The sequence below is a fragment of the Facklamia miroungae genome (assembly GCF_012396555.1).
In the GTDB taxonomy this organism is placed as follows: domain Bacteria; phylum Bacillota; class Bacilli; order Lactobacillales; family Aerococcaceae; genus Facklamia; species Facklamia miroungae.
Genome location: NZ_JAAXPS010000003.1, coordinates 124,330 through 150,577 on the forward strand (window position 1 = coordinate 124,330; position 26,248 = coordinate 150,577).

At 37.1% G+C, this 26,248-nt stretch carries 24 protein-coding genes; 21 read left to right on the forward strand and 3 right to left on the reverse strand.

From position 1 onward, the window contains the following. Positions 1 to 6 precede the first annotated feature (6 nt). Entirely contained in the window at positions 7 to 456 is a 450-nt protein-coding gene (locus HF969_RS04225; RefSeq protein WP_090289574.1) for a pyridoxamine 5'-phosphate oxidase family protein, read from the forward strand. A gap of 122 nt (positions 457 to 578) precedes the next feature. After that, on the forward strand, positions 579 to 1,421 hold the full coding sequence (locus HF969_RS04230; protein WP_090289573.1) for a hypothetical protein: 843 nt from the start codon (positions 579 to 581) through the stop codon (positions 1,419 to 1,421). 64 nt (positions 1,422 to 1,485) lie between these two features. On the opposite strand, the gene HF969_RS04235 is transcribed toward HF969_RS04230, so the two are convergent. From HF969_RS04235 to HF969_RS04245, 3 genes are all read right to left on the reverse strand, one after another. Beyond that, positions 1,486 to 2,463, reverse strand: a complete 978-nt coding sequence (locus HF969_RS04235; RefSeq protein ID WP_090289572.1) for a permease prefix domain 1-containing protein — start codon at positions 2,461 to 2,463, stop codon at positions 1,486 to 1,488. A gap of 2 nt (positions 2,464 to 2,465) precedes the next feature. Next, positions 2,466 to 2,792 carry a PadR family transcriptional regulator gene (locus HF969_RS04240; RefSeq protein WP_090289571.1) on the reverse strand — a complete coding sequence of 109 codons (327 nt, stop codon included), beginning with the start codon at positions 2,790 to 2,792 and terminating at the stop codon, positions 2,466 to 2,468. Positions 2,793 to 2,989: 197 nt separating this feature from the next. Beyond that, positions 2,990 to 3,676 carry a phosphoribosylaminoimidazolesuccinocarboxamide synthase gene (locus HF969_RS04245; protein ID WP_090289570.1) on the reverse strand — a complete coding sequence of 229 codons (687 nt, stop codon included), beginning with the start codon at positions 3,674 to 3,676 and terminating at the stop codon, positions 2,990 to 2,992. Between the two features lie 186 nt (positions 3,677 to 3,862). Here HF969_RS04245 and uvrA point away from each other — a divergent pair, with 186 nt between their 5' ends. The 19 genes from uvrA to HF969_RS04340 all read left to right on the forward strand — a co-directional run bounded on the left by uvrA (position 3,863) and on the right by HF969_RS04340 (position 26,211). After that, positions 3,863 to 6,709 (forward strand): excinuclease ABC subunit UvrA, encoded by a 2,847-nt coding sequence (gene uvrA / locus HF969_RS04250; protein ID WP_090289569.1) that lies wholly within the window; start codon positions 3,863 to 3,865, stop codon positions 6,707 to 6,709. Between the two features lie 198 nt (positions 6,710 to 6,907). Next, positions 6,908 to 8,650, forward strand: a complete 1,743-nt coding sequence (locus tag HF969_RS04255) for a DUF4097 family beta strand repeat-containing protein (protein WP_090289568.1) — start codon at positions 6,908 to 6,910, stop codon at positions 8,648 to 8,650. Further along, positions 8,650 to 8,943 (forward strand): PspC domain-containing protein, encoded by a 294-nt coding sequence (locus HF969_RS04260; RefSeq protein WP_090289567.1) that lies wholly within the window; start codon positions 8,650 to 8,652, stop codon positions 8,941 to 8,943. Before HF969_RS04255 ends, HF969_RS04260 begins: the two co-directional genes overlap by 1 nt. 396 nt (positions 8,944 to 9,339) lie before the next feature. Further along, entirely contained in the window at positions 9,340 to 10,497 is a 1,158-nt protein-coding gene (locus HF969_RS04265) for a sensor histidine kinase (protein ID WP_090289566.1), read from the forward strand. Continuing rightward, entirely contained in the window at positions 10,478 to 11,113 is a 636-nt protein-coding gene (locus HF969_RS04270; protein ID WP_090289565.1) for a response regulator transcription factor, read from the forward strand. Before HF969_RS04265 ends, HF969_RS04270 begins: the two co-directional genes overlap by 20 nt. Positions 11,114 to 11,345: 232 nt before the next feature. Further along, positions 11,346 to 12,287, forward strand: a complete 942-nt coding sequence (locus HF969_RS04275; protein WP_090289564.1) for an ABC transporter ATP-binding protein — start codon at positions 11,346 to 11,348, stop codon at positions 12,285 to 12,287. 30 nt (positions 12,288 to 12,317) lie between these two features. After that, positions 12,318 to 13,460: an ABC transporter permease gene (locus tag HF969_RS04280; protein ID WP_090289563.1), complete on the forward strand. Its 1,143-nt coding sequence runs from the start codon at positions 12,318 to 12,320 to the stop codon at positions 13,458 to 13,460. Then, a complete protein-coding gene (locus tag HF969_RS04285; protein WP_090289562.1) occupies positions 13,460 to 14,503 on the forward strand; it encodes an ABC transporter permease in 1,044 nt (347 codons plus the stop codon). Before HF969_RS04280 ends, HF969_RS04285 begins: the two co-directional genes overlap by 1 nt. Positions 14,504 to 14,675: 172 nt before the next feature. Continuing rightward, the gene (gene hprK / locus HF969_RS04290; RefSeq protein ID WP_090289561.1) at positions 14,676 to 15,617 is read left to right on the forward strand and encodes an HPr(Ser) kinase/phosphatase; all 942 of its coding nucleotides are present in this window, start codon (positions 14,676 to 14,678) and stop codon (positions 15,615 to 15,617) included. Next, entirely contained in the window at positions 15,610 to 16,443 is an 834-nt protein-coding gene (gene lgt, locus HF969_RS04295) for a prolipoprotein diacylglyceryl transferase (protein ID WP_245694809.1), read from the forward strand. The genes hprK and lgt overlap by 8 nt, the downstream gene beginning before the upstream one ends. A gap of 11 nt (positions 16,444 to 16,454) precedes the next feature. Further along, positions 16,455 to 17,507, forward strand: coding sequence for an NAD(P)H-dependent glycerol-3-phosphate dehydrogenase (locus HF969_RS04300; protein ID WP_090289560.1), 1,053 nt, complete (start codon positions 16,455 to 16,457; stop codon positions 17,505 to 17,507). A 1-nt stretch (position 17,508) separates the two neighbouring features. Beyond that, positions 17,509 to 18,462, forward strand: coding sequence for a thioredoxin-disulfide reductase (gene trxB / locus HF969_RS04305; protein ID WP_090289559.1), 954 nt, complete (start codon positions 17,509 to 17,511; stop codon positions 18,460 to 18,462). Between the two features lie 140 nt (positions 18,463 to 18,602). Then, a complete protein-coding gene (locus HF969_RS04310) occupies positions 18,603 to 20,321 on the forward strand; it encodes a phospho-sugar mutase (protein ID WP_090289558.1) in 1,719 nt (572 codons plus the stop codon). A gap of 146 nt (positions 20,322 to 20,467) precedes the next feature. Beyond that, positions 20,468 to 21,394, forward strand: coding sequence for an RNase adapter RapZ (rapZ, locus tag HF969_RS04315; protein WP_090289557.1), 927 nt, complete (start codon positions 20,468 to 20,470; stop codon positions 21,392 to 21,394). Then, the gene (locus HF969_RS04320; protein ID WP_090289556.1) at positions 21,366 to 22,400 is read left to right on the forward strand and encodes a gluconeogenesis factor YvcK family protein; all 1,035 of its coding nucleotides are present in this window, start codon (positions 21,366 to 21,368) and stop codon (positions 22,398 to 22,400) included. Before rapZ ends, HF969_RS04320 begins: the two co-directional genes overlap by 29 nt. A 33-nt stretch (positions 22,401 to 22,433) precedes the next feature. Beyond that, positions 22,434 to 23,354, forward strand: coding sequence for a DNA-binding protein WhiA (gene whiA, locus HF969_RS04325; protein WP_090289555.1), 921 nt, complete (start codon positions 22,434 to 22,436; stop codon positions 23,352 to 23,354). Positions 23,355 to 23,424: 70 nt separating this feature from the next. Next, on the forward strand, positions 23,425 to 23,856 hold the full coding sequence (locus HF969_RS04330; protein ID WP_090289554.1) for a single-stranded DNA-binding protein: 432 nt from the start codon (positions 23,425 to 23,427) through the stop codon (positions 23,854 to 23,856). Between the two features lie 229 nt (positions 23,857 to 24,085). Continuing rightward, complete coding sequence (locus HF969_RS04335) at positions 24,086 to 24,796, forward strand: response regulator transcription factor (protein WP_090289553.1); 711 nt, start codon at positions 24,086 to 24,088, stop codon at positions 24,794 to 24,796. 2 nt (positions 24,797 to 24,798) lie between these two features. Next, positions 24,799 to 26,211: a sensor histidine kinase gene (locus HF969_RS04340; RefSeq protein WP_090289552.1), complete on the forward strand. Its 1,413-nt coding sequence runs from the start codon at positions 24,799 to 24,801 to the stop codon at positions 26,209 to 26,211. Positions 26,212 to 26,248 lie beyond the last annotated feature (37 nt).

Here is a 26,248-nt window from a genome sequence, read left to right on the forward strand (position 1 = left end):
CTAATGATGAATGTTGACACCATTATGGATATATTGCAAAATGACATGAAAGTAGCTGTATTAGCTACGGTTGATTGCCAAAACAAACCCCATGCCCGTCATGTACATGTGGGGCTTGCAAATGATAAAGGGGTTTTTTTCATGACCAATCCAAAGACAAACCTCTACCAACAGCTTCAAGATAATCAATACGTTGCAGTGACTGCAATGAAGGAAGAAGATTATTTGATACAGGTGATTCGAGTAGAAGGCAAGGTTAGAGAATTAGGTAAGGAAAAATTGGTTGAAATATTAGGAAGTAATCCTTATGTCGAAATGGTCTATCCCGACCAAGCGGACCGAGAAGGCGCCCAAGTGTTTCAAATCTTTGAAGGCCAAGGCTTTTATCACTCTCTAACTCAAGGCCATAAGTATGAGTTTGAGATTGGCGGCAATGTAGCTACCATTAATAATTAATAAAATGAAAAATTTTCACCCTTTATAAATGTCCTACCGTTTATAAAGGGCTGATTTTTAGCTATTTAGAATACTCGCACTTATGAAGTTGGTGGTATGACAGGAAAGTTAGGAGGAACAAGATGTTCAAGGAAGCCTTAAAAAAGTTTCATAAAAATTATGGATATTATTTAGCTGTTTTCCTTATTCCGGTATTTGGTTTCTTTTTAATGAATCGTCTTTTAAATTTAGTTGGAGCTACAAGAATAAATTTTTTTTCGATTATTAATCAACCCATTGTTTTTTTTAATAAAATAGCTCTTGATAAATTAATTGATTCAGTGACTAATCAGATTATAGGAATAAATGGATTATTAACATTGATTTCAACTCTGTTCATTGCCTATTTATTTATAATGCTTCTGCGATCTATTTTTTTGAAATTAAACTTTCCCGCTACACGAATCATGGAATCTGCCTATTTTAAAAGCTCTCCTAAACAAGCAATCTTACTGCCGTTAAAATTATTTTTTACGCAATTTAGTATTTTTTTAGCAAGCAGTCTACTGTGGACCGGCTTAAACTTTATAATCTCGCAATTATTCGCAAGGAATTCCTTTGCTTCTTTCTTTGTTATGGTTGGGGTAATCGTTTTAACTATTATCACAGTACCTATTGCCTTCTTGGTAGCCTATGATATAGAAGGAAATTACAATTTCTTGACAACCATCACTAAGGGGCTTTCAATAGGATTACGTCATTTCTGGCAAATTGCCAAAACGATTCTGGCTCAGTTCTTGATAGTTGCCTTGATCACTTTTGTTTTTGTGTGTATTGGAATAATACTTGTTGCTTTATTTCACTCACAAACTTTAATCGAAATTTATATAGCATTTGGGATTGGGTTTGCCGTTTTCTGGACGTTTCCGTTTTGTATCATTTACATGGCTGAAACTATGAACAAACTATTTGAAAAGGAGTACTAAGATTAGTTAAAATCAAAAAACCATTCATCATTAACGATGAATGGTTTTTTGTGTTAGCTGAAAGTTACTCTTCCTTTATACCAAATATATTTCTCACAATCTCTTCAATGATACCCCCAATGATAAAAATAATCCATGAGGTTGCCCAAGTCGAAGTCATAAAAGACCATATAAAATAAATGGCAGAGACAATTGGCCAATAGATATCATCAATCAGTTTATTGATTCGTTTATGACGTTCTTTTTCTTGGATTTCTTTTTGATCAGCTTGTGCAGAAAGTCCAGCTTCTAATATCTTTTTATACATAGATAAATTTCCGCCAAAATAGATAAAAAGGAAGACTGCGCTAGCTACACAAACTAAGAGTCCTGAAATCGTTAAATCAACTAAACCAGAAGCAACATTCATATTGTCAACAATTATGATTGGGATAATAGGAATGAGAATTAAGGCAATTCCGCTAATGATAGCATAGGTATTTGCCTTTTCTTGTTGTTTCAGTTGGTTTTGAAGATCTTTTTCTATTTTTTTTGACAGACTATAATCTCCTTTGGCTACATTATCTGGTTTGTCATTAAACTGACTGGCCATTATATAAAACCCTATAGCAATGACTATAGAGATAATAATGACACTAGTACCAATATTATCTCCAACGGTACTGTCCTCGCCTAGGATGGCTTGCATGGTCATAAAGACTGAAGTAGAAGCGATCATCAAAAAAGTTCCTAAGGCAGTCAGTAAGGTTGATTTAATATTATTGGTAATATAGTCATTTAAATCCTTCTCATTTAAGAGGGGATAGTAGGTAGTTTGTTGAGTCTCACGGGTTTGAAGGTGGTAAGCTTGAATTATTTCGTCGATATTGCCAAATTCTGTAATGACTTTACCGATTGCTTCGTGTTCACTTAAGCCAGAAGCGCGTAAGTCGTGATATTTATCTTCCATATTTTGCAGAATTTCTTCTTTGAGTCGAAGTGTTTCATCTGTCGATTCTACCTTACTAAACATTGAGTCAAGATAACTTTTGATAACTTCCATGGTTAAACTCCTTTGATAATATTTTCGACGATTTGTTTGACCAGTTTCCATTCTTTTACTTTTTCTTGCAAAACTTTCTTTCCAAGAGCGGTTAAACGGTAGTACGTTCTTTGGCGACCATTCGTTTTGATACCTGGGTAATCTTCAATGAGTCCTTCCTTTTTTAACCGATTAAAAACAGAGTAAAGAGTTGTTTCTTTCATAATATATTCTTGCTGAGATAAAAGTGAGATTTGTTTGCCTATTTCGTAGCCATAGGAGTCACCTTTGTTAAGAATGGCTAATACGAAAAGATCGTTATATCCGCGGAATACATCACTATTGGACAATTAACCACCTCTTTCTTTTTTACTACATCAGATGAAGTACTTATAGTTTAAGCCAATTACTACGACAGGTAAAGTAGTTTTTGGTAAAATCAGACTATAGTCTGAGAAAAAAATACATTGACCATATAACAAAAGCGTTCAGATAAGAATCTGAACGCTTTTGAAGATCAAATTTATTATTTAGAATCGGGAATGAATTAGTTTTTAAAAAGTAATTCGTGCAATTTCAAGGGTTCGATGTATTGGCCATCTTTATAAACACGCATATTACCACCAGAAATTTCATCAATCAAGACAACTTCATCGCTATCTTTCAAGGTACCAAACTCAAATTTAATATCATAAAGATCGAGCCCATGAGCTTTTAATTCATCAGAGACAATCGTTGTTATTTGACGGGTTAATTCAATAGTACGATCAACTTGTTCAGCTGACAAGATGTTAAGAACAACGAGTCCTTCTTTGGTAATTGGTGGATCTTGACGGTCGTCGTCTTTAATTGTGAATTCTACATATTGAGGGAGATCGCTTGCTTCTTCGATATAATCACCATAACGGCGGAAGAAAGATCCGACAGCTTTTTGACGGCAAATAACTTCTAGACCTTTTCCGAATACTTTAGCAGGTTTGACCTCCATTGTTTGTTCATCAAGGTTAGCGTTGACAAAGTGTGTTGAGATTCCAGCTTGATGGATTTTCTCAAAGAAAAATTGAGACAATTCTAAACCTGCCCGGCCAACACCTTCAATCGAAAGGCCCACAGAGTTAGCACCAGGATCGAAGACTCCATTTTCTCCGGTGACGTCATCTTTAAATTTCAAGAGATAATTTCCATTCTCTAAGGAATATACATCCTTTGTTTTGCCTTTGTAAACTAATTGCATTTTTCAACACCCTTTCTTAATAGCATAAATTGATTCTAGCATACCCTCAATCACAGGAGTAGAAAAAGTTAGATGAATAAGAAGAAATCGAGCCAAACGTTCGGAAAAATATACGAACAAATTTTCTGGTTTGCAATCAAACCTGTGTTATAATAGGGTGAATGGATATGGAAGAGAGGGATCATTTTGAGTAAAGATAAAATTACGATTAAGGGAGCAAGAACCCATAATTTAAAAAATATAGATATTGAAATACCACGTGATCAGCTAGTTGTAGTTACCGGGTTATCTGGTTCAGGTAAGTCGTCTTTGGCCTTTGACACCTTGTATGCGGAAGGGCAAAGACGTTATGTTGAAAGCTTATCGGCTTATGCCCGCCAATTTTTGGGACAAATGGATAAACCAGAAGTTGATTCAATTGAAGGGTTAAGTCCAGCGATTTCAATCGATCAAAAAACAACGAGTAAAAATCCTCGATCCACTGTGGGAACAGCTACCGAAATAAATGATTTTTTACGTCTGCTTTATGCGAGAGTGGGTGTGCCTTATTGTCCCCGACACAATTTACCGATCGTTAAACAATCGGTCGAACAAATGGTTGATCGTTTATTAGAATTGCCTGAGCGTACTAGAATACAAATACTTTCCCCACTGGTACGCAATCAAAAAGGTCAGCATAAGAAAGTGATAGAACAAGTAGCAAAAGAAGGTTATGCTCGCGTGAGAGTAGATGGTGAAGTTTATGATTTGGCGGAGGTTCCCGAGCTTTCCCAAAAGGTCAGTCACACTATTGAAATTGTTGTCGATCGGATTGTTATAAAAGAGGGTATTCGTTCGCGTCTTTATGATTCGGTGGAGACAGCAGTCAAAGCTTCAAAAGGTTATTTAGTCGTCGATGTTATTGATGGGGAGTCATTATATTTTAATGAACATTACTCCTGTCCTTATTGTGACTTTTCTATTGACGAATTAGAACCAAGGCTCTTTTCTTTCAACGCCCCATTCGGTTCGTGTCCAGCCTGTGACGGTTTAGGATCTCGCTTGACCCCCGATGAAGACTTGATTATTCCAGATCCCAGTCTAACCTTAAGTGAAGGAGCTTTCTTACCTTGGGGTAAAGAAGGATCAGGATATTATGCTTCAATGCTCGAACAATTTGCTAAAGCCTATGGGATTCCTATGAATGTTCCCTATGAACAATTAACTAAAGACCAACAAGAAGTGCTAAAATACGGTCAGTCTAATTTTCAATTTAAATTTACTTTCGAGCCCATGCATGGTGGTAAGAAGCGAACAGTTGACCAAACATTTGAAGGTGTTTTTAATAATGTTGAACGGCGTTATAATCAAACAGCTTCTGATTATATGCGGGATGTTTTGCGAAATTATATGCAAGAATTAGAGTGCCCGACTTGCAAAGGGCAACGTTTGAACGAAAAAGCCTTGAGTGTAAAAGTGGCTGAAAAAAACATTGCAGAAGTCACAGAGCTTTCGATTGATTTAGCTAAGAAGCACTTCGAGAGTCTAACATTTAATGAACATGATCAAATGATTGCACAACCAATTATGAAAGAAATTATCGATCGCTTGAATTTTTTAAATAATGTAGGACTTGACTATTTAACGCTCGATCGTATTGCCGGTTCTTTATCTGGTGGTGAGGCACAGCGTATTCGCTTGGCTACCCAGATAGGATCTCGTCTGAGTGGGGTGCTCTATATTCTGGATGAGCCATCAATTGGTTTGCATCAAAGAGATAATGACCGTTTGATTCATTCCTTAATGGAAATGCGCGATTTAGGCAACACTTTAATTGTGGTGGAACATGATGAAGAAACCATGTTGGCAGCCGATTACTTAATCGACATTGGACCTGGAGCAGGTGACCAAGGTGGACAAATTGTTGCAGCGGGAACCCCTGAAGAAGTCATGAATAATTCTCAATCGTTGACTGGTAAATATCTAAGGGGACAAAAGGGGATAGCGATACCTAAAGAACGAAGACAAGAAGATTTAGGCTGGATTGAAGTCAAAGGGGCGAGTGAGAATAATTTAAAAAATATTGATATTTCTTTTCCGATTGGACGTTTGACTTGTGTTACGGGCGTTTCAGGTTCAGGTAAGTCCTCTTTAGTGAATCGTATCTTGAAAATAGCTTTAGCCAAACGATTAACTTCAACTCAAGAAAGACCCGGCAAATTCAAATCGATCAGTGGATATGAGCAGTTGGAAAAAGTGATTGAAATTGATCAAAGTCCAATCGGGCGAACACCAAGGTCCAATCCGGCTACTTACACCTCTGTTTTTGATGACATAAGGGATTTATTTGCCAATACTAATGATGCGAAAATACGCGGTTATAATAAAGGTAGATTTTCTTTTAATGTCAAAGGAGGCCGCTGTGAATCGTGTGGGGGTGCAGGAATAAAGAAAATTGAAATGCACTTTTTACCGGATGTCTATGTTCCGTGTGATGTTTGTCATGGGGCTCGCTATAATTCAGAAACACTGGAGATTAAATTTAAAGGTAAATCCATCAGTGATGTTTTGAATATGACAGTTGATGAAGCGGTTGAATTTTTTAATGCACATCCGAAAATAGCGCGAAAAATGAAAACTCTACAAGATGTCGGCCTCGGTTATATTCAGCTAGGACAATCTGCAACCACCTTATCGGGCGGGGAGGCTCAACGGATGAAATTAGCTGCGGAACTCCACCGTGTTTCAAACGGCAAAACCCTCTATATTCTGGATGAGCCGACAACAGGTCTACATGTGCATGATATAGTTAAATTGATGGATGTTATTAACCGTTTAGTGGATGCTGGAAATACCGTCGTAATTATTGAACATAATTTAGATGTGATAAAAACCGCTGATTATATTATTGATATGGGACCGGAAGGAGGAAGTCATGGGGGACAGGTAGTTGCAACGGGAACCCCTGAAGAAGTGGCTAAGAAACGTAACAGTCATACAGGTCAATTTTTGAAAGCCATTTTAAAGCGTGATAAGAATAAAAAATTTCAATAATAAAGAGCATGGGCTGGAAATTAAGTCTTCCGGCCTATGCTTTTCTTTCTGTGGTTAGGTAGTATGAGATTAGAAATCAAAAAAGGGATTTCTTTATGATACAAATATCAGCCTAGGGACCTATGATAAACTAGCTAATTCCAAGCATAATGATAAGTGAAGATGAAAGATGGATCAGTATAAATTAGGAGGATCACTATGAATGAGAAAGAAAGAATTATTGAATTAGTCCGTCAAAAAATTATTTCCATGGATGAAGCCCTTAGATTACTCGAAGCAGGAGGGATGACTTCAGAATCCTCAGCATCCACTGAGGAGACTGTTAAAGAGAATGCAGTTAAAACAGAGAATAAAGCCTTTGAAAAAGATGACCTAAATCGAATGATTCGTTCAATGGTTAATCAAGCAGTGAATGTTGGAACAAATGTTGTAAAAGAGGTAACTACAGCTGGCAACCAGGTGGTAAAAGAAGTTAATGAGTCATTAGAAAATCGTAAAGAAACAAATCATAAACCTTCTTTTAAAGGTCAAACAAATGATGAGGAGAATGCGATTTATCAAGCGAAAGCTGAGGCCTTTGAAACCAAAGGCCAAGCTATTCAGCTAGAGATCGAAAAAGTGAATGAACAACTTCACCAGTTTAACGAAGAAAAAATTATTATTCAACAGCGTTTGCGAGAATTAGAAATCTTGGCTGAAATTGAAGACCTTAATGCAGAAATGCAAGAACAAGTTGAGGATTTGACCTTGCAAGAAGAAGCAATCGAATCAGAGATCATCCGTTTAGAACAACAAGTTGAAGAACTGTATGATCAGCAAGAGGAACTCTATGCGGAATGTAAAGAAAATCAGCAAGTGGATCCAGAGTTCAAACGCTTTATCTCTAATTCAAGCCAAGTTATTTCTGAACAGGCTCAGCAATTTAAAGAGGAGGCAAGTCGAGAAGGAAAACGTCTAGGGGAACAAGTTACCGCATTTGTTAAATCGACTTTAAATAATTTCACAACCAAGGATGTCAATATTTCTTTCAATGTACCTTGGCTCAAAAGCCAAGAGCTGAGCCATACATTCACTTTTGACGGTCAACAATTAACCGATATTGATTTTAATATCTTAAATGGCGATTTACAAGTCGAAGTATATGAGGGTAAAGAGATAGAGGTTGAAGCTGACATCAAGTTAATGGGAGGTCAAGAAAAACTAACGCTCGAATTTTTTGAAGAAAAAGCGACCATGCTTATTGTTGAAAACAAGTTAGTTTTCCATGTGGATGCAATGAATATAATGCTGGATGCTAAAATCAGACTGCCTCGTAAGGCTTATTCTTCTATTCTTATCAATACCATAAATGGTGATATACGAGTGGATAGTCTTGAAACGAGAGAACTAAAGATTACTAGCAAACGTGGCGATCTACGATTAGGCCTAACTAAGGCAGATGAAATTATGTTAGATACAAAATTAGGTGATGTTAAACTTAAAAATGTAACTGCCGACTTGTTAGATATGAACTTAGTTAATGGGGATGTTAAAATTAAAAATTCAGATATCCAAGTAACTACTTTAAAAAATATTAATGGTGATTTCCGCATTGTTGGACCAGTTGGTAATATAAAAGCCAACACTGTCAATGGCGATTGTTATATTACTAAAGAAGACTTAAAGGCTGCGAACATTTCAATCACTGCTGTTCATGGCGATCTAAAAGTTAGCCTTTTAGCCGATCAAGCATTTATTGCTCAAGGCAAGCTTTCGGAAGGACAAGTTAAAGATAGAATGTCCGGTTTAGACCGTCAAGAAATTCTTGAAGATGGCAAAGCTTTCGTTTATAATCGTCCAGGGCAAATCGATAGTCAAGAAGTACAATTAGATGCCACTATTACCTTTGGGGATGTTTACCTGAAAGATGGTGACACAAAGACAGGAAAGGAAGATAAATAATGAAACGATTAACACGTTCATCCTCAGACCGTCGTTTTTTAGGGGTCTGTGGAGGTTTGGGAGAATACTTCAATATTGATGCGACATTAATTCGCTTAATTTTTCTTATTTCAATGTTTACAGGAGGAATTGGTGTCTTCCCTTATATTTTAATGGCGCTGATTATTCCTTATGATTATCAAGTTAAAGATCGTCCATATTATCGTGAAGGAACGAAGCGTCCCACTTTCAAATCGAGTAAAGTCGTTAAAGATATTACTCCAAACGATGATGACAACTGGAGTGACTTTTAATTAAGATAAGAGTGTAAAACTAAAATCTTGCATTCAAAATTACATAAGCGAAAGAAAGACTCTATTTGGAGTTTTCTCTTTCGCTTTTTTCTGTGGGTTTATTTGATTCAATGGCTCACTATCAAAGAAATATTTAAGTTTACTTTTGAATCAGACTATCCTCTTAGAGGCAGTATAACTAATATAGAAATATAAGTTAGCTCCTTTTTCTAAATAAATAAAAAAATTAATGAATTGATGATCAATTCAGCTATCCTTTTTCGAATGAACACGTGAAATTTTTATGTTTTTTAAAGTGGGTAGTTGACGGGCTAGAATTTGAGATGTACTACACTCGTTCTCTGCCAACATCTTCAGAATTTGCTATAATAAAGTATCATGTAAAGGAGCGTTCCTATGCTATTGAACCATTTTCGTTATACCCTCATTTGCTTTGGTCTTATTGAATATCTTCTGCTTCATCAAACAAGCATAAATTGGCTAGATATGTCCTGTATGCTAATTTGGATTGTTTTGCTACAAACTGCTTGGTTTATCGTTTCATCGGACAAGTTGCGTAGAATAATGTTATTTTTAGCGATGATGTTTGGGATTGCTCTATCTTATTATAATCACCAGCTTTACGTTTTTATGTTGATGTTAAATTTAGGTGAAAGCGCGTTGAATTTTACGGATCGATCTTTTCATGTCATTTCAGGTCTACTCATAATCAATGGTGCAATATTAACTTATCTTTATCCCTTAGAGATTAATATTATAATGAGTTTGGTATTGTTAGTGGCTAATATTATTTTATTGCAAATTCGACCTATGATTCAAGAATATTATCGACTCAAGGACGCTTATTATCAGCAAGAAAGGGAGCGCCAAGAACAAATAGAATCTACCAAGTATTTAATGAATCACATTCAAACAATGAAAGATTTATATATATTAAACGAACGCAACCGCATTTCCCGTGATATTCATGATTCGATTGGTCATGTCTTGTCAACAATTATCATTCAGCTAGGTGCCATTGGTAGTTTGACTAAAACAACCCAGCCTCAAGTTTCACAGATGACTCAAGAACTTCGTGACTTTTCAGCTAAGGGTTTACAAGATATTCGTCAAATTGTTCATGAAATGAAACCAGTAGAATTTCAGCGAGCCGAATTTATGGTTCGGATTAAAGAGCTTTTAAATGAATTTGAACATTTATCAGGAATACGCGTCTTAATCAATCATAATGAACCAATGTGGCAATTAAATAGTGCACAAGAAGCAGTCTTATATCGAGCTATCCAAGAATTTATTAGTAACTCTGCTAAATATGGAGAAGCTAGTGAAATTCGCATCAATATTCATTATACAGATGATGCTTTAATTTTAAATATGGCAGATGATGGTAAAGGTACTGATCATATTACGCCTCACTTAGGTTTGATGGGCCTAGAAGAACGGGTGCATCAAATAGGAGGTAAAGTCAGTTTCCACTCCTCTTCTGGCCAAGGCTTTAAAACTCGCTTGGTAGTAAATAAAGGAGGAAGAAATTATGAAGATTCTCTTAGTTGATGATGAACGACTGATTCGTAGCGGTTTAGCTATTTTATTAGAGGAATTCGAGGATGTAGATATCGTTGGGCAAGCCGGAAATGGTCAAGAGGCTTATGATTTTATTAAAGACCATGAAGTGGATGTCGTTTTAATGGATATTCGGATGCCAGAGGTAAATGGTATTGAAGGAACACGCTTGATTTTAGCAGAAAAACCACATGTTAAAGTGTTAATTTTGACAACTTTTCAAGATACAGAGTATATTGATGAGGCTATGCGATTAGGCGCTAGTGGTTATTTGCTCAAGGATTCTAGTCATAAAGATATCTATGAAGGGTTGAAATTAGCCATGGCTGATAAGATAGTATTGGATAAGGTGGTGTCTAAGCAATTTATGTCCAATTCCGTCGCGAAACTCAGTCCACAGGATTATGATCTCAATGATAAAGAATTAGAAATCATTACTTGGATTGCCAGAGGATTGAATAATGCAGAAATCGCTGAGAAGATGTTTTTATCTAAAGGAACTGTCAAAAATAATGTATCATATATTTTAAACAAGTTAGCACTTCGTGATCGAACCCAATTAGCAATTTTTGCCTTTGAAAAGGGTTTGGTAGACTCTCAATTTTAATCTTTAAAAAGAATCGTATTTCCGAATCCAAATTGAAATAGGATTCTTTTTTTTTGAATCTTTGCGTGAAGTCTCTCTTTAATAAGTGTTTTCTCATAGAGAGTGACTTTTGGCACTCTCTATGATGACTTTTGCGACTGGGAAGAGGTAAAAAACTTGTTAAAATAAATGTAAGTTAAAGCGTTATTCACCAGAATATAATTAGTTCAAGTCAATAAGGAAGGGGAACAGTATGTCATATATCGAGGTAAAAAATGTTTTTAAAAAATTTGGGAAACAAGAGGTATTGAATAATATCACTTTTTCGATTGAAGAGGGTGAACGGTTTGGTCTGATCGGTCCTAACGGGGCCGGTAAGTCTACCTTAATTGATATCATTACGGGCTTAACGCCAGTAAATTCCGGACAAGTATTAATTGATGGCATGGATATTCGCAATGACCGTGTGGAAATTCGTAAGCAGATTGGGTTAGTGCCTCAAGAAATTGCTCTTTTAGACCATATTAATGCCAAGGGTAATTTGGAATACTTTGGTTCACTTTATAATTTAGACCGAACTACCTTAAAGCAAAGAGTGACTGAAGCTTTGGAGATGACAGGTTTAAGAGACGATGTAAAAAAAACGATTAAGGCCTTTTCTGGGGGAATGAAACGTCGCTTAAATATTGCGGCTGCCTTGTTACACCATCCCCGGTTCTTAATTTTAGATGAGCCGACCGTAGGTGTAGACCCTCAATCGCGTAATAAAATTTTTGAATTTATTAAATTTATGAATGAGGAGCATCAAACCACCATTCTATATACTTCTCATTATATGGAGGAAATTGAAAATCTAACTCAGCGACTCTTTATTTTAGATCAAGGGGTACAAGTAGCTTACGGATATCAAGACGACATCAAAGCTATGGTTCAGGATAAGGTCAAGTGGATAGTGGAATTTGACAATTTACCTTCTAATATAAAAGAAATTATTAGTAATCGGATCCCGGGCATTCATCATCTCCATCAAGAAATGAATCGATTAGAATTGATGGTTGATCCGAGTCAATTTAAATCGACTGCCTTATTCCATACAATTGCACACGAAGAGCTTGAGCTTAACTCACTCTATAAAGAACCTCTGTCATTGGAAGAAGCTTTTCTTCAGTTAACTGGCAAACGTTTAAGAGATTAAGCCTTTTGATGAATTTGAAAGGAGTATAAGATGAAAAAATTTCTCAACTATTTCACGAACAATTTACGACTCTATCTTAAAGCTTTACCCGTTCAGTTGGCTCTTTATGTACTTCTTCCGATAACAATATCCTTATTCATGGCATGGTCCATGGCAGGTGTGTCAGAAGCGGATTCCAAAGATTTAGATATTGATATTCGTGTAGAGAATAAAGATCAAGGTGACTATGGCAAACTCTTACTTGAAACCTTTAAATCTAATTCCTTGTCTCAGTATTTCAATCTCAAAGAGGATGCCTCAATTATGATTACGGTTCCTCGAGGATTTTCAGAATCAGTTAATAAAATGCCGCTACAAATAACAGTCAAAGGTGATCCGCGAATGTCAGAAGTTGAGGTGGTCAAAAGCATTGTGGGACAGTGGCATCAAACCATACTTGAAAACATACATCTTACTCAAGCGAGTCAAGCTTTAAGTCAAGATCAACAGCAAACATTCAAGCAGCAGATACAAAAGCTCAATACTATTGATCTCAATGATTTTGTTCATAAAAAAGCAGTATCACAGGCTAAACACTTAAATGCTGTAGAAACATATTTAATCTCCGGTTTAATATACAGTTTGATCATTGGACTTAATTCAGCTACAAGTCTAGCGACTAAAGATGAATTATCTGGTTTAGTAAAACGCTTAAATATTATTCCTTTAACGACTGGCGAAAAAACAACTTTTGAATGGCTATCAGATAGTTTAGTCATGGTAATCAACACTTGTTTAATTTTAGCCTTAATGCGTTTTCACCCCGATGTTGATGGAAGACATTTGATTCAATGTATTCCCTGGCTCTTTCTCTATGCGGGATTCTTCCAAGCTATAGGCATGTTTCTTGTGTCAAGTTTACCTAAATTAGGAATTCAAGTCATGATCCAGTTTATTGCCATGTTCTTTATCTTTACTGGGTTGATCCCTCTTGGGGACTTGATGGGAGGGGCTGTTCAAGAATTGCTTTCGAAAAATTGGATGCAAATTTATATAATAAATCCGTTAAGATTCACCCTATTAGGAGAATCGATTCCGAATGCAAGTAGGATTATAGCTACCTTAGTTGGTTTAATTATAATATTGTTATCAATAACCTATTTGAGAAGACAAAGAAAGGAGCAAGGATTTTAATGAAGCAATATTTTAAACTGACAACTTTTCATATTAAAAGAATCATGCAAGATCCCAAATCTTTATTACTCGTGATTTTACCCGTTGCTTTGTCCTTCATGATGGGTATGATTTTTTCATCGGATAACTCACATCAGCAAGGGAGACATGCTTATTTAAGTCAGTCAACTTATTTTAATCGGGAGCTATATCCCCTCTTAAGCCAGTCTAATCAAGGAGAAATTCTTGAGGATCGTGAGCAAGCCGAAGAGAGGCTAGACCAAGGTGCAGTCGACGTTATCTACTCTATTCATGACAATTTTGAAGAAAATGGACAAATAACGGCTTTGTCATTAAATGGTGAAATATATAATCAATACGTGGAAGAAGAAGTGATGAGTCTCTGGCGAAATAATAAAATACAAGCTTCATATCAAGTATATGGGATAGTAAGTCTTCAAGAAAAAGCGCCCGAAATCACTATAGATCAGCAAAAAGATTTTCTGCCGGTGGGAATGATGCTTTCTTTATTTATGATATTCTACATGATGTATATTAATGCTTCGATGTTTGCGGGTGATTTATTGGACATGCGCAGTAACTATGTCTTAAAACGTAGTATTGTTTCTCGTTCGACAGGTAAAGCTATCTTGGGGAGTGTTTTATCCGCTTACGGTCTGATCTTTTTGGTGCTAAATGTCTTGGCCTTACTAATTGTGATGTTAGTGAATCAGTTACCGCTCCAATTTTTTGGATTAAGTGTTGCCTACTTCATGGCTAATGTTGCTTTTGTGATTGGTTATATCTTATTGATCGTTCGGGTGTTTAAGACTAAAGAAATGCTATCAATCGTTTCCATTGTTATTGCTATCATGTTCGTGCTTATGCCCCAAGTGTTAAAAAACACTCATTTTGAGCCCATATCGATGTTATCACCCTTTTATTGGACCATGGAAGGTTTGGATTATGCAAATTTCTTTCCTCAGGGTTTAATCATATTGTTAATGGCAATAGTCTTATTTACAGCAGGATCTTTTAAAATAGAAGACTTGGCAAAGGCCTGAGGATCATAAGCAAAATCATATCGAAAGAAAAGTAAATTTTTAAGAAAATTCCTAGTTTAAAATAAGTTCCTTTCAATCAAAGGAGCTTATTTTTTTCTGATAGCGTCATTTGCTAGTCAGAAGGGTCTTTCTATGATACCATTTTAGAGAAAAATGAATGGAGGATTGGACCATGGGAAAATATGTAACAGTCCAAAAATTAACTGATACTTTAGATGTAGAGATTGTCTATGGTCATGAGCATGTTGGCAAGAAAATTGTTTCGAGCGAAGTTTCTCGACCAGGTCTTATTTTAGCAGACTTTAAAGAATTCTATCCGAGTGATCGAATTCAATTAATGGGTCGTACAGAAATCTCTTATTTAGATACGCTCACTAGTCAAGAGCGAATTGAAAAGTTTCGTTCCATTTGTAGGGAGGATACTCCGGCTATTGTGGTAGCACGTAAAATTTCAATTCCTTCTGAACTTATTCTAGTAGCAAAAGAACGTAAAGTACCATTGTTATCTGCTCGATCTCGTACGAGTCGCGTGTTAGCAAATTTAACCAACTATTTGGAAGGCCAGTTGGCTGAGCGCTTTTCAAAGCACGGTGTATTTCTTGAAGTTTTTGGGATGGGTGTTTTACTGACTGGAACTTCAGGGGTAGGTAAATCAGAAACAGCTTTGGAACTAATTCAAAGAGGTCATCGCTTAGTTGCAGATGACCGAGTAGAATTTTTTATGGTAGACGAGCTGACTTTGATTGGAGAAGCACCTGAGATCTTGCAGAATTTATTAGAAATCCGTGGTTTGGGTATTGTAGATGTGATGAGCCTTTACGGTGTTTCGGCAATTGTCCGTTCTAAAAAATTAGAGTTAATTATTGAGATGGTCTTAGACGATGGCCAAATTGAATATGACCGTCTGGGATCAGGTCAACAGTATGACCGTATTTTTGATGTTCAAATTCCAAGAACGAGGATCCCAGTTAAAACGGGTCGAAATCTAGCCGCTATTATTGAGGCTGCAGCAATGAATTTTAGAGCTAATAGTATGGGCTTTGATGCAACAGACGCATTTAATGCTAAATTAGACGCTTTAATTATGTCTAATCGAGAGGTGAATAATGACTAATTTTATGAGCCCTCTTTTATTGAAAATTGATCGTGTTGCCTTTCATATTGGAACTTGGCCTGTTTATTGGTATGGATTGATAACTGGTCTTGGTATGGTTTTAGCCTATCTACTCTATATCTCTGAGGTCAAACGGAAAGGGGCTGATCCTGACAAAGCTTTCGATCGTCTTTTTTGGTCCATTATCATTGGCTTTATTGGGGCTCGAATTTATTATGTAGCCTTTTCTTGGCAGGATTATCAAGATAATCCGCTCAGTATTTTTGCCATTTGGAATGGTGGGATAGCAATTTATGGCGGAATTATCGCTGGCTTCTTGACCTTGGTCTATTTTATCCACCGAGATAATTTAAACATGGGATTAGAAATGGATATGGCAGCTCCCGCCTTGATGTTAGCGCAGATTATTGGGCGCTGGGGAAATTTTATTAATCAGGAAGCATTTGGCGGTGTGGTGAGCCGGTCTTATCTAGAAAATCTAAAGTTGCCTACATTTATCATTAATCAAATGGAGATTCAAGGTCAGTATCGACAACCTACTTTCTTATTTGAATCTGGGTGGAATGCAATCGGTTTAGTTTTATTAATAATTCTTAGAAGAAAGCACATCTTAAAAGAAGGAGAAATTGCCGGCCTTTATGCTGTTTGGTATGGCTTGGGCAGATCTTGGATTGAAGGCTTAAGAACAGATAGCCTTTATATGGGTTCTTATAGAGTCTCACAAGTATTTTCATTAATAGTGATAGTTGCCGCCGTAATAATCATGGCTTATCGGAGGATGAAAAAGGATTTACCTTTCTATATTGAATCAGATATTGGAAGATAAGGAGAAAATAAATGAATATTACAATTTTAGGATCAGGTTCTTGGGGATCTGCTTTGGCAAAAGTATTGTCAGATAATCAGCATCAAGTAACAATTTGGGGAATCGATCCACATGTGGTTGATGAAATAAATCACCAACATACAAATAGCCATTATCTCAAGGACTTTAAGTTGAACGACGAAATTAAAGCCACCGGTAACCTTGAAGAAGCGGTTGCAAAAGCAGACGTGATTCTTTTTGCAGTACCTACACAGGCTATCCGTAAAGTTGCTCAGCAGATAAATATACTTTTAGTTAAAAAAGAGGCTAAACCTTTAATTATTCATGTTTCTAAAGGGCTTGAACAGTCCAGTCATTTAAGAATATCCCAAGTCATCCAAGAATCTATAGATCCAGCTTTTTATAAGGGAATAGTTGTTTTATCAGGTCCGAGTCATGCGGAGGAAGTGGCGCGTGAAGACCTTACAACGGTAACGGCAGCTAGTGATTTTTTAGCTTTAGCCGAAATAGTACAAGACTTGTTTATGAATCACTATTTTCGGGTTTATACGAATACAGATGTGATTGGTGTCGAACTTGGTGCCGCCTTAAAGAATATTATTGCTTTAGGAGCAGGAATTCTTCATGGCTTAGGTTACGGTGATAATGCTAAAGCGGCCTTGATTACACGCGGGTTAGCTGAAATTTCTCGACTAGGTGTGCGTTTAGGCGCAGATCCGTTAACCTTCCTCGGTTTGAGTGGCGTAGGAGACTTAATTGTAACTTGTACCAGTCCTCATTCACGCAACTGGCAAGCAGGAAACCTATTGGCTAAGGGCCTAACCGTCCAAGAAGTTACTGAAGAGGTTCAAATGGTGGTTGAAGGAATTTTTACTTGTCGAGCGGCCTATGAACTCTCTCAACAATATCGAGTCGAGATGCCTATCACGAATGGGCTCTATCAAGTGCTTTATCAAGGTGCTGATGTTAAAGAAGAGGTGGTTCAATTGATGACCCGTTCAGGGAAACAAGAAGCTTCTTTGGCTCAACATAATGAAAATGTGAACGCAGAGAAAGGAAAATAAAATGACAGAAAAAAACGAAAAACCATTTGTAGAGGTAGATGTGGTGGTAGTTGGGGCAGGACCTGGCGGGATGACTGCAGCCTTATATGCCTCTCGTGCAAATCTCAAAACAGTAGTGCTTGAGAAAGGCTTACCTGGAGGGGAAGTCAACAACACAGCTGATGTTGAAAATTATCCAGGCTATGCCAAAATATCAGGCCCAGAACTAGCCCATAAGTTTTTTGAGTCTGCTATGGAGTTTGGCGCTCAACACTCCATGGAGAATGTCTTAGGGATTGAGTTACACGGCAATGTTAAACATGTAATAACTTCAAAATATATATATGTGGCACCAGTGTTGATTGTTGCTACTGGGTCGCAGCATCGAAAGTTAAATATTCCAGGTGAAGACCTTTTAAGTGGAAAAGGAGTTTCTTATTGTGCAGTTTGTGATGGATTCTTTTTCCGCAATCGTCACTTAGTTGTAGTAGGGGGAGGTGACTCAGCAGTCGAAGAGGGAATCTATCTTACTCAGTTTGCTGATAAGGTGACTATTATTCATCGCCGCGATCAGTTGAGGGCCCAAAAGATTTTACAAGAAAGAGCGTTTAAAAATGAAAAGATTGACTTTATATGGAATAGTACGGTCGAGGAAATTAATGGTGACCAGTCAGTAGAAAGTGTTACTATTAAGAATCTAAAGACAGATGAAACATATACGTATCCGTGTGAAGGAGTTTTTATTTACATTGGATTAAATCCAAACTCTTCTTTAGTTGGACATTTAGATATTACCGATGAAGAGGGCTGGATTATAACTAATGAAAAGATGGAAACGAAAATACCAGGTATTTTTGCTGTCGGTGATGTACGTCAAACTCACTTACGTCAAATTGCAACAGCTGTTGGCGATGGAAGTCATGCGGGCCATATGGCTTATCAATATATTCAGACTTTAGCTGATCACCCATCCTAAACAATCAGACTTACCTTTCTTAATAAGGGTAAGTCTTTTTTTCATTAAAAGAATTTCAAAATGAACAAGTATGGAGAAAATTTCTCCTATTTTTGCATAATCATGCTATAATAATTAACAATGAGAAAGGTGGCGAGAATATGCCTTGGCGCGAATTATACAAGAAATGGAAGAATAAAGAAGATCTTGATGAAGCAGTCAAAAGATCCTTAGAAAATCAAGTTGGGGATGAGACGAAAGATGCCTTTAATAACACTCTAGGTTTTGGAACGGCGGGCATGCGGGGCATCATCGGGGCTGGTCCTAATCGTATGAACATCTATACAGTAAGACAGGCAACAGAAGGCTTAGCAATGTTAATAAATGAGGCAGGTCAAGAGGCAAAAGATCGCGGGGTCGTTATCGCCTATGACTCAAGACACTACTCACCGGAATTTGCCATGGAGGCAGCTTTGGTGTTAGGTAAGTATGCTATTAAAGTTTATATTTATGAAAGCTTACGTCCTACTCCAACATTGTCATTTGCAGTGCGCTATTTACATGCTTATGCAGGTATCATGGTAACAGCTAGTCATAATCCAGCAGAATACAATGGTTATAAGGTATATGGCGAAGACGGTGGACAGATGCCACCTGAAGATGCAGACAATTTAACGCGATATGTACGTTCGATAGCAGATCCACTATCAATTGAGGTTGGTGATAAAACAGAGCTATTAGGTTCTGGTAAGATTGAAATTATTGGGGACCGCGTGGATCGTGCTTATCTGACTGAGATAGCAACGGTTACCATTGATGCAGACCTGATTTCAGAGATGGCAGATCAAGTAAGAATTGTTTTTACTCCCTTACATGGAACGGGTATGTACTTGGGTATGAAGGCTTTAGAACAAGCAGGTTTTTCTAATATCCACGTCGTAGAAGAGCAAGCAGAACCAGATGGCGATTTTCCAACAGTTAAATCACCAAATCCTGAATCACCAGATTCCTTTGATTTGGCTGAGCAAGTTGGACGCAATAACGAAGCGGATATACTTTTAGCTACCGACCCTGATGCAGATCGGTTAGGCGCCATGATTCGCACGCAAGAAGGAAATTATCAATTGTTAACAGGTAATCAAATAGCCTGTTTAATGTTGGATTATATGTTAAGAGCATACCAAGCTAAAGGCCAGCTTCCTGCTAATGGGGTGATTATCAAATCGATTGTATCCACTGATTTAGCAGAGGAAATTGCTAAGGCTTATGGTATTGAAACAGTAGAGGTCTTGACCGGATTCAAATTTATTGCCGAAAAAATAAAGCAATATGAAGAATCGGGAGCTCATCAGTTTATTATGGGCTTTGAGGAAAGTTATGGATATTTACTAAAAACTTTCACACGTGATAAAGATGCTATTCAAGCCTTAGTCATGCTTGCTGAATTGACCGCATTTTATAAAAAGCAAAATATGACCTTAGCAGAAGCGCTCAAGCAGATTTATGAAACATATGGCCATTATCAAGAAAAAACATTATCTATCTCTTTCGCATCCCTAGAGGGTAAAAATGAGATGGATGAAATAATGGATAAAATGCGTTCAGCTCGCTTGGAAGAAGTAGCCGGTATGTCGGTAACCGAGGGATATGATTACTTGAAAAGCCATTTGATTTATGCGGATGGAAAAGAATCAAGTCTCTCCTTTCCTAAATCGAATGTTCTAAAGTACAAATTAGAAGACGGTTCATGGATTGCTTTGAGACCAAGTGGGACAGAACCCAAAATTAAACTCTACATGGGTGTTAAAGCCGAAAGCGAAATCAGCGCACAAGATAAGTTGTCTAGCTTAGAAGCTTTTCTGAGTCAATTAATCCAATAATTAATAAAACTTTGCTGAATAGAGCTTTCAGATCATCTGGAGCTCTTAGGTCAGCAGAGTTTTTTGCTTAAGTGAGGTAAATAGGTTAAATTATATTTTATGCTATAATATAGTGTAAGAAAGACTAAAGAGAAAAGAGGGAGACCATGGCTAATTTAGAGCTGGTAATTATTACCGGAATGAGTGGGGCTGGCAAGACAGTAGCGGTTCAAAGTTTTGAAGATTTAGGCTATTATTGCATTGATAATATGCCACCCAATCTTTTACCGACATTCTGGCAACTCATGCGAGAGTCAGGAAAAATCACTAAAATTGCCTTAGTGATTGATTTGAGGACACGAGAATTTTTTGATGAGCTTTCCGATGTAATCGGTGCGATGGACAACAGCCAAGATGTTATGACCAGAATCCTCTTTTTAGAAGCAGATGATCAAGAACTGGTTTCTCGATACAAAGAATCTAGACGTCATCATCCTTTGTCTCAAGGAAATGAGGTATCGACGGTGACGGCAATTGCTAAGGAAAAAGAACTCTTGCGTGACTTACGAAGTCGTGCCCAGATGATTGTGAATACTTCTAATATGAAGCCTAGAGAACTAAGAGCCTATATAATGGAACATTTCGCTGAAAAAGAACAGATAATTTTTCGTTTAGATGTTATGTCTTTCGGATTTAAGTATGGGATCCCCATTGATGCGGATGTGGTAATGGATGTACGCTTCTTGCCTAATCCTTATTATATTGAGGATTTGAGAGGCTTAACAGGAGCAGATAAGGCAGTCTATGATTACGTTATGAGCCAACCAGAAAGTCAGATCTTTTATAATAAATTGATTGATTTGTTAGACTACTGTGTGCCAGGCTATAAGCGAGAGGGTAAAAGCAATGCGGTAATTGCAATTGGTTGTACGGGTGGACAGCATCGATCTGTTGCGCTTGCAGAAAGAATTGGTGAACATTTTACACGAATGAACTATTCTGTAAATGTTAGTCATCGAGATATGCTAAACAACCAAAATCAAGTACTAAAAAAGGATGCTAGAAATGAATCAAACACGTCATCCTCGTTATAAAGTTGCGGTAATAGGTGGAGGAACAGGTCTTCCTGTAATTTTAAGAGGATTAAAGAAATTAGATGTAAATATTACAGCAATCGTTACTGTAGCTGATGATGGCGGTTCATCAGGGGTCATTCGTGATTACATCAACGTAGTGCCACCAGGAGATATTCGTAACTGTATGTCTGCCCTATCAGAGGCAGATGCGGATCTACTTGAGCTTTTTCAATACCGCTTTAATACAGATGATGATTTCTTAGCAGGGCATGCTATTGGAAATTTACTCATTGCGGCCCTCAAAGAAATGAAGGGGTCTCTATCAGAAGCGATTGATATTTTATCCTATTTCATGAAAATTAGTGGTCAAATCTTACCGGCTGCACCTGAGCCATTGATACTACAAGCACTTTTTGAAGATGGAACAATTGCTGTAGGAGAATCTAAAATAGCCCATCATCGCAAACGAATTCAAGAAGTAAATGTGATGACCATTGATGGAAAACCAGCGATCAAGGCCTCTTCCAGAGTGGTTGAAGCAATTATGGAAGCAGATATGATTGTTTTAGGACCCGGTAGCCTTTATACATCCATTCTTCCCAATTTAATGATTGAGGAGATCGGTCAAGCCATCCTAAAAACAGATGCTCAAGTTGTTTATGTTTGTAATATTATGACACAATTAGGTGAAACAGAAAATTTCACTGATGCAGATCACATTGAAGTCTTACATAATCATTTAGGCTCCCAATTTGTGGATACGATTCTTGTGAATACTACCGAGGTTCCTAAGGAATACATAATTAACCAACCTAATAAAGAATATTTATTGCAAGTGAAGCACGATTTTAATGGGTTGCGCCGTTTGGGTTGCCATGTTATTTCGAGTGAATTTTTAAGTATGAAGGAAGGCGGCGCCTATCATGACACTGACAAAGTCGTAAAAGAGTTAGGCCGCTTATTGGACAGCATTCGTTTACTTGAAAAAAATACTTTGGTGGAAAGGATGCGACCTGTGATCTAAAGATGAGTTTGAGGCTGAATAGGAGAGAAGAAGATGACTTTTGCAGCAGAAGTAAAAAAGGAATGTACATTGTTAGAAGTTCATAAGGAACACGCTAAAGCAGAATTAGCAGCTTTAATCCGAATGAATGGGGCTGTTTCGATCTACCAGCAAAAATTGATTTTAAATGTACAAAGTGAAAATGCAGCCATTGCAAGAAGATTGTATACTTTACTTAAAGAACACTTTAATGCAGAGAGTGAGCTCCTTGTTCGGCGTAAAATGAAATTAAAAAAAAATAATGTCTATATCGTTAGATGTCGCTATCACGTTCAAGAAATTTTAGAAAGCTTAGAAATATTTGACCAATCAACGCTCATTTCTAGAATTGCTCCTGAAATTATGCAAAACGATCCCAAAAAACGTTCTTATCTTAGAGGGGCTTTTTTAGCTGGAGGATCGGTAAATAATCCGGAATCCAATTCCTATCATCTAGAAATTTATTCTAGTTATGAGGACCATAATGAAGATCTGTGCAAAATGATGAATGATTTCCATTTAAATGCTAAAACGATCGCCCGTCGCAACGGGTACATTACTTATCTTAAAGAAGCAGAGAAAATTGCTGATTTCCTAGTGATCATCGGAGCTAATCGAGCGGTATTAAAATTCGAAGATGTTCGGATCGTAAGAGATATGCGCAACTCAGTTAATCGTTTAGTAAATTGTGAAAATGCTAATCTTAATAAAGTGATCGATGCTTCTCAAAGGCAAATTGCAGCAATTAAACGTATAGAAGCAAAACAAGGCTTATCCTCACTTCCGGAAAAATTAGAGGAGATGGCAAGGTTTCGTATCGAAAACCCTGATATGAGTCTCAAAGAATTGGGAGAACAAATTCCAAGTGGTCCTATTTCGAAGTCGGGCGTCAACCATCGCTTGCGAAAAATCGTCGAAATAGCCGAAAAATTATAAAAATCAGATGAATAGCGCTTTTTCCTTTCTTTTAGTGTAGTTATAAATACAACATTTAAGGAGGGAAACCATGAATCAAGTCGTTTTTGTGGGTAGACTATGTCGAGAAGTACAGTTGCGAGAAGTTGGCGAGTCAGCAGCAGTCACTAATAATGTGATTGCGATTAAACGTCCCTTTAAAGATCGAAACGGTGAGTCAATAACAGACTTTATTCCGTTTGTGGCATGGAATGGCTTGGCTAAGATGATGCATAAATATGCTTGTAAAGGACAACGGATTGCTTTATCTGGAACGATGCAGAGTCGTACCTATTTGGATACTCAAAATGAAGAAGTTTATGTCATAGAATGCAATGCTAGCGAAATAACCCTATTGGATAAGCCCAAATCTAAGAAAGAAAGCAAAGCAGCTGTTAAAATGTGTGAGATGGAGCTTAGGCCAGAAGATATGCAAGTTGCCCAAGAGACGGTTCAACAAGTTTTGAATAACATCAGAGAATAAGAATGATTAAGAGTCCAAGTATAGCTGCTTGGACTTTTTAAATTTTAGGGTATTTGTTATAAGAATGAGTGACCACCTGCATTATCTTATTGGGAGTGTGCGTATGAAGTCTATTTTAAAGTAAAAATTATCCTACCTGAGACGGAGTGGGAATCATTTAGTGTTTCTTATAATGACATTTGTGTATAATAGAACCACAGAAACAAGATCGGTCAAAGGGGGAAGACGAATGAAAATATTGATGATTGAGGACAATGAATCAGTTTGTGAAATGATGGGAATGTTTTTTGAAAAAGAGAATTTCGAAGCGAGCTTCCATGGAGATGGGAAAGAAGGTTTTGAAGCCTATCAGAGTCAACCCAACGCTTGGGATATCGTTATTTTAGATTTAAACTTACCTTCTATGGATGGAATGACCATTTGCCGAAAAATTAGACAAATCTCTAAGGAAACACCAATCATAATGTTGACGGCACAGGATTCAGAAAGCGATCAAGTGATTGGGTTAGAAATGGGAGCTGATGATTACGTCACAAAACCTTTCAGTCCCTTGACACTATTAGCGCGAATGAAAGCACTTCACCGTCGCGCTCAAGTTGTTCCTACAGAATCAACCAATTCACTAGAAAATAAGTTTGACGTTGAAACGAAGACAGTTAAAATCAATACCTCTACTCGTGAAGCCTATTATCATGACGAAATGATTGATAGTTTAACGCCTAAGGAATTCGATTTGTTTGTGATGTTTGCTAAGCATCCTAAAAGAGTTTTTACGCGCGAGCAGCTTCTAAAAAGTATCTGGGAAGATCCTTTCTTTGGTGATGAGCGAACCGTTGATGCGCATATTAAAAAGCTAAGACAAAAGATCGAGCGATATGGCCCTCAACTTATTCAAACGGTCTGGGGTGTCGGATATAAATTTGAAGAACCAGGTGATTAATTATGAAGTTCTTGTGGCAGCAAATTGTTGTTTTTTTAATTGTACTATTTACTGCCTTAACGGTATCTGCCTATCGTATTTCTGAGTATATGGAAAAGAAAATATATGAAGATAGGGAAATGCAGCTACTACGCTATGGAGAGAACATAGTTGATAATTATTTTTCTAGAGAAGATCTGGTTCGTGCCTCTCAATTGTTATCCAGTGAGAAAATTATTATTCAAGTCAACTTGTCTGATGGACGGATTATCTATCCAACCTATGATCAACGCTTTGGCTCTAAATTAAGTAAAGAAGATCTTGAACAAATTGCAAAAGGGGTGAATGTTGGATTAAGGTACTCTCAAAGATACATTGATCCGGATACCCAGTTGCAAATGGCCACAGTTTATATTCCTTTAAAAGAAAATCAAGTTGCGGGCTTTCCAACCGGTTTTATTAGCCTTGGAGCCCCTTTAGAAGATTTAGAAGAAAAAGTAACAGCTATGCAAGAGAAGGTGCTGTTTGCTTATTCACTAGCCGGAATTGCAGGGATAGGAATAAGTGTTTTCTTCTCGATCTATCAAACTAATAAATTAAAACATTTGCAAAAGGCCAGTCAAGAGATTGCCTCTGGAAATTATGAAATTAAAGTCAATACAAAAGGTAATGACGAATTTGCTGATTTGTCTAGGGACTTCCAAAAAATGGCTGATTCTCTAGTTCAATATGAGGCTGAGGTTGAAAGACAAGAATCTCTAAGACGACAATTTATGATGGATGTCGCACATGAGATGCGAACGCCTTTAACAACGATGAGTGGTTTGTTGGAAGGGCTAAGATATAACATGATCCCAGAAAATCAAGTGGATCGTAGTTTGGAGCTTATTCACTCTGAAACCCAACGTTTAACGCGCTTAGTCAATGAAAATTTAGATTACGAAAGAATTCGTAACAAGCAAATCAGTTTGAAAAAAGTAGAAATAGATACAAAAGAATTATTTGAAAAAATAAAAGCGCAGCTGCAAGTGAAAGCAGATGAAAAGAATAATCTTATCAAGAGTAAAGTTTCTGACGACTTCACCTTATGGGCTGATTATGACCGCATTATGCAAATATTGATTAATTTAGTGACCAATGCTATCCAATTTTCGCAAGATAGTGAAATTGAAATAGAGGCATCAATGGTAGAGGAAGGATCACAAATTAAAGTGATTGATCATGGGATCGGGATCGATACAGCCCAAATTCGTTCGATATGGGAGCGGTTCTATAAGGTAGATGTTTCAAGAAAAAATACGAAATTTGGTGAATCGGGTATTGGCCTAGCTGTTGTTCAATCTTTAGTGGAAGCTCACGATGGTCAAATAGAGGTTGAAAGTGAAGTGGGAAAAGGGTCTGTTTTTACAATATTATTGCCCCGCCCAACTAAATAAGCTATAATGTGTCTTTGTTAAAGAATACGAAGATTAA

Excerpts from the sequence above, each read along its gene's own strand:
- HF969_RS04225 (WP_090289574.1), top strand. The coding sequence starts at position 7 with ATGAATGTTGACACCATTATGGATATATTGCAAAATGACATGAAAGTA.
- HF969_RS04230 (WP_090289573.1), top strand. The coding sequence starts at position 579 with ATGTTCAAGGAAGCCTTAAAAAAGTTTCATAAAAATTATGGATATTAT.
- HF969_RS04235 (WP_090289572.1), bottom strand. The coding sequence starts at position 2,463 with ATGGAAGTTATCAAAAGTTATCTTGACTCAATGTTTAGTAAGGTAGAA.
- HF969_RS04245 (WP_090289570.1), bottom strand. The coding sequence starts at position 3,676 with ATGCAATTAGTTTACAAAGGCAAAACAAAGGATGTATATTCCTTAGAG.
- HF969_RS04255 (WP_090289568.1), top strand. The coding sequence starts at position 6,908 with ATGAATGAGAAAGAAAGAATTATTGAATTAGTCCGTCAAAAAATTATT.
- HF969_RS04260 (WP_090289567.1), top strand. The coding sequence starts at position 8,650 with ATGAAACGATTAACACGTTCATCCTCAGACCGTCGTTTTTTAGGGGTC.
- HF969_RS04265 (WP_090289566.1), top strand. The coding sequence starts at position 9,340 with ATGCTATTGAACCATTTTCGTTATACCCTCATTTGCTTTGGTCTTATT.
- HF969_RS04270 (WP_090289565.1), top strand. The coding sequence starts at position 10,478 with ATGAAGATTCTCTTAGTTGATGATGAACGACTGATTCGTAGCGGTTTA.
- HF969_RS04275 (WP_090289564.1), top strand. The coding sequence starts at position 11,346 with ATGTCATATATCGAGGTAAAAAATGTTTTTAAAAAATTTGGGAAACAA.
- HF969_RS04280 (WP_090289563.1), top strand. The coding sequence starts at position 12,318 with ATGAAAAAATTTCTCAACTATTTCACGAACAATTTACGACTCTATCTT.
- HF969_RS04285 (WP_090289562.1), top strand. The coding sequence starts at position 13,460 with ATGAAGCAATATTTTAAACTGACAACTTTTCATATTAAAAGAATCATG.
- hprK (WP_090289561.1), top strand. The coding sequence starts at position 14,676 with ATGGGAAAATATGTAACAGTCCAAAAATTAACTGATACTTTAGATGTA.
- lgt (WP_245694809.1), top strand. The coding sequence starts at position 15,610 with ATGACTAATTTTATGAGCCCTCTTTTATTGAAAATTGATCGTGTTGCC.
- HF969_RS04300 (WP_090289560.1), top strand. The coding sequence starts at position 16,455 with ATGAATATTACAATTTTAGGATCAGGTTCTTGGGGATCTGCTTTGGCA.
- trxB (WP_090289559.1), top strand. The coding sequence starts at position 17,509 with ATGACAGAAAAAAACGAAAAACCATTTGTAGAGGTAGATGTGGTGGTA.
- HF969_RS04310 (WP_090289558.1), top strand. The coding sequence starts at position 18,603 with ATGCCTTGGCGCGAATTATACAAGAAATGGAAGAATAAAGAAGATCTT.
- rapZ (WP_090289557.1), top strand. The coding sequence starts at position 20,468 with ATGGCTAATTTAGAGCTGGTAATTATTACCGGAATGAGTGGGGCTGGC.
- HF969_RS04320 (WP_090289556.1), top strand. The coding sequence starts at position 21,366 with ATGAATCAAACACGTCATCCTCGTTATAAAGTTGCGGTAATAGGTGGA.
- whiA (WP_090289555.1), top strand. The coding sequence starts at position 22,434 with ATGACTTTTGCAGCAGAAGTAAAAAAGGAATGTACATTGTTAGAAGTT.
- HF969_RS04330 (WP_090289554.1), top strand. The coding sequence starts at position 23,425 with ATGAATCAAGTCGTTTTTGTGGGTAGACTATGTCGAGAAGTACAGTTG.
- HF969_RS04335 (WP_090289553.1), top strand. The coding sequence starts at position 24,086 with ATGAAAATATTGATGATTGAGGACAATGAATCAGTTTGTGAAATGATG.
- HF969_RS04340 (WP_090289552.1), top strand. The coding sequence starts at position 24,799 with ATGAAGTTCTTGTGGCAGCAAATTGTTGTTTTTTTAATTGTACTATTT.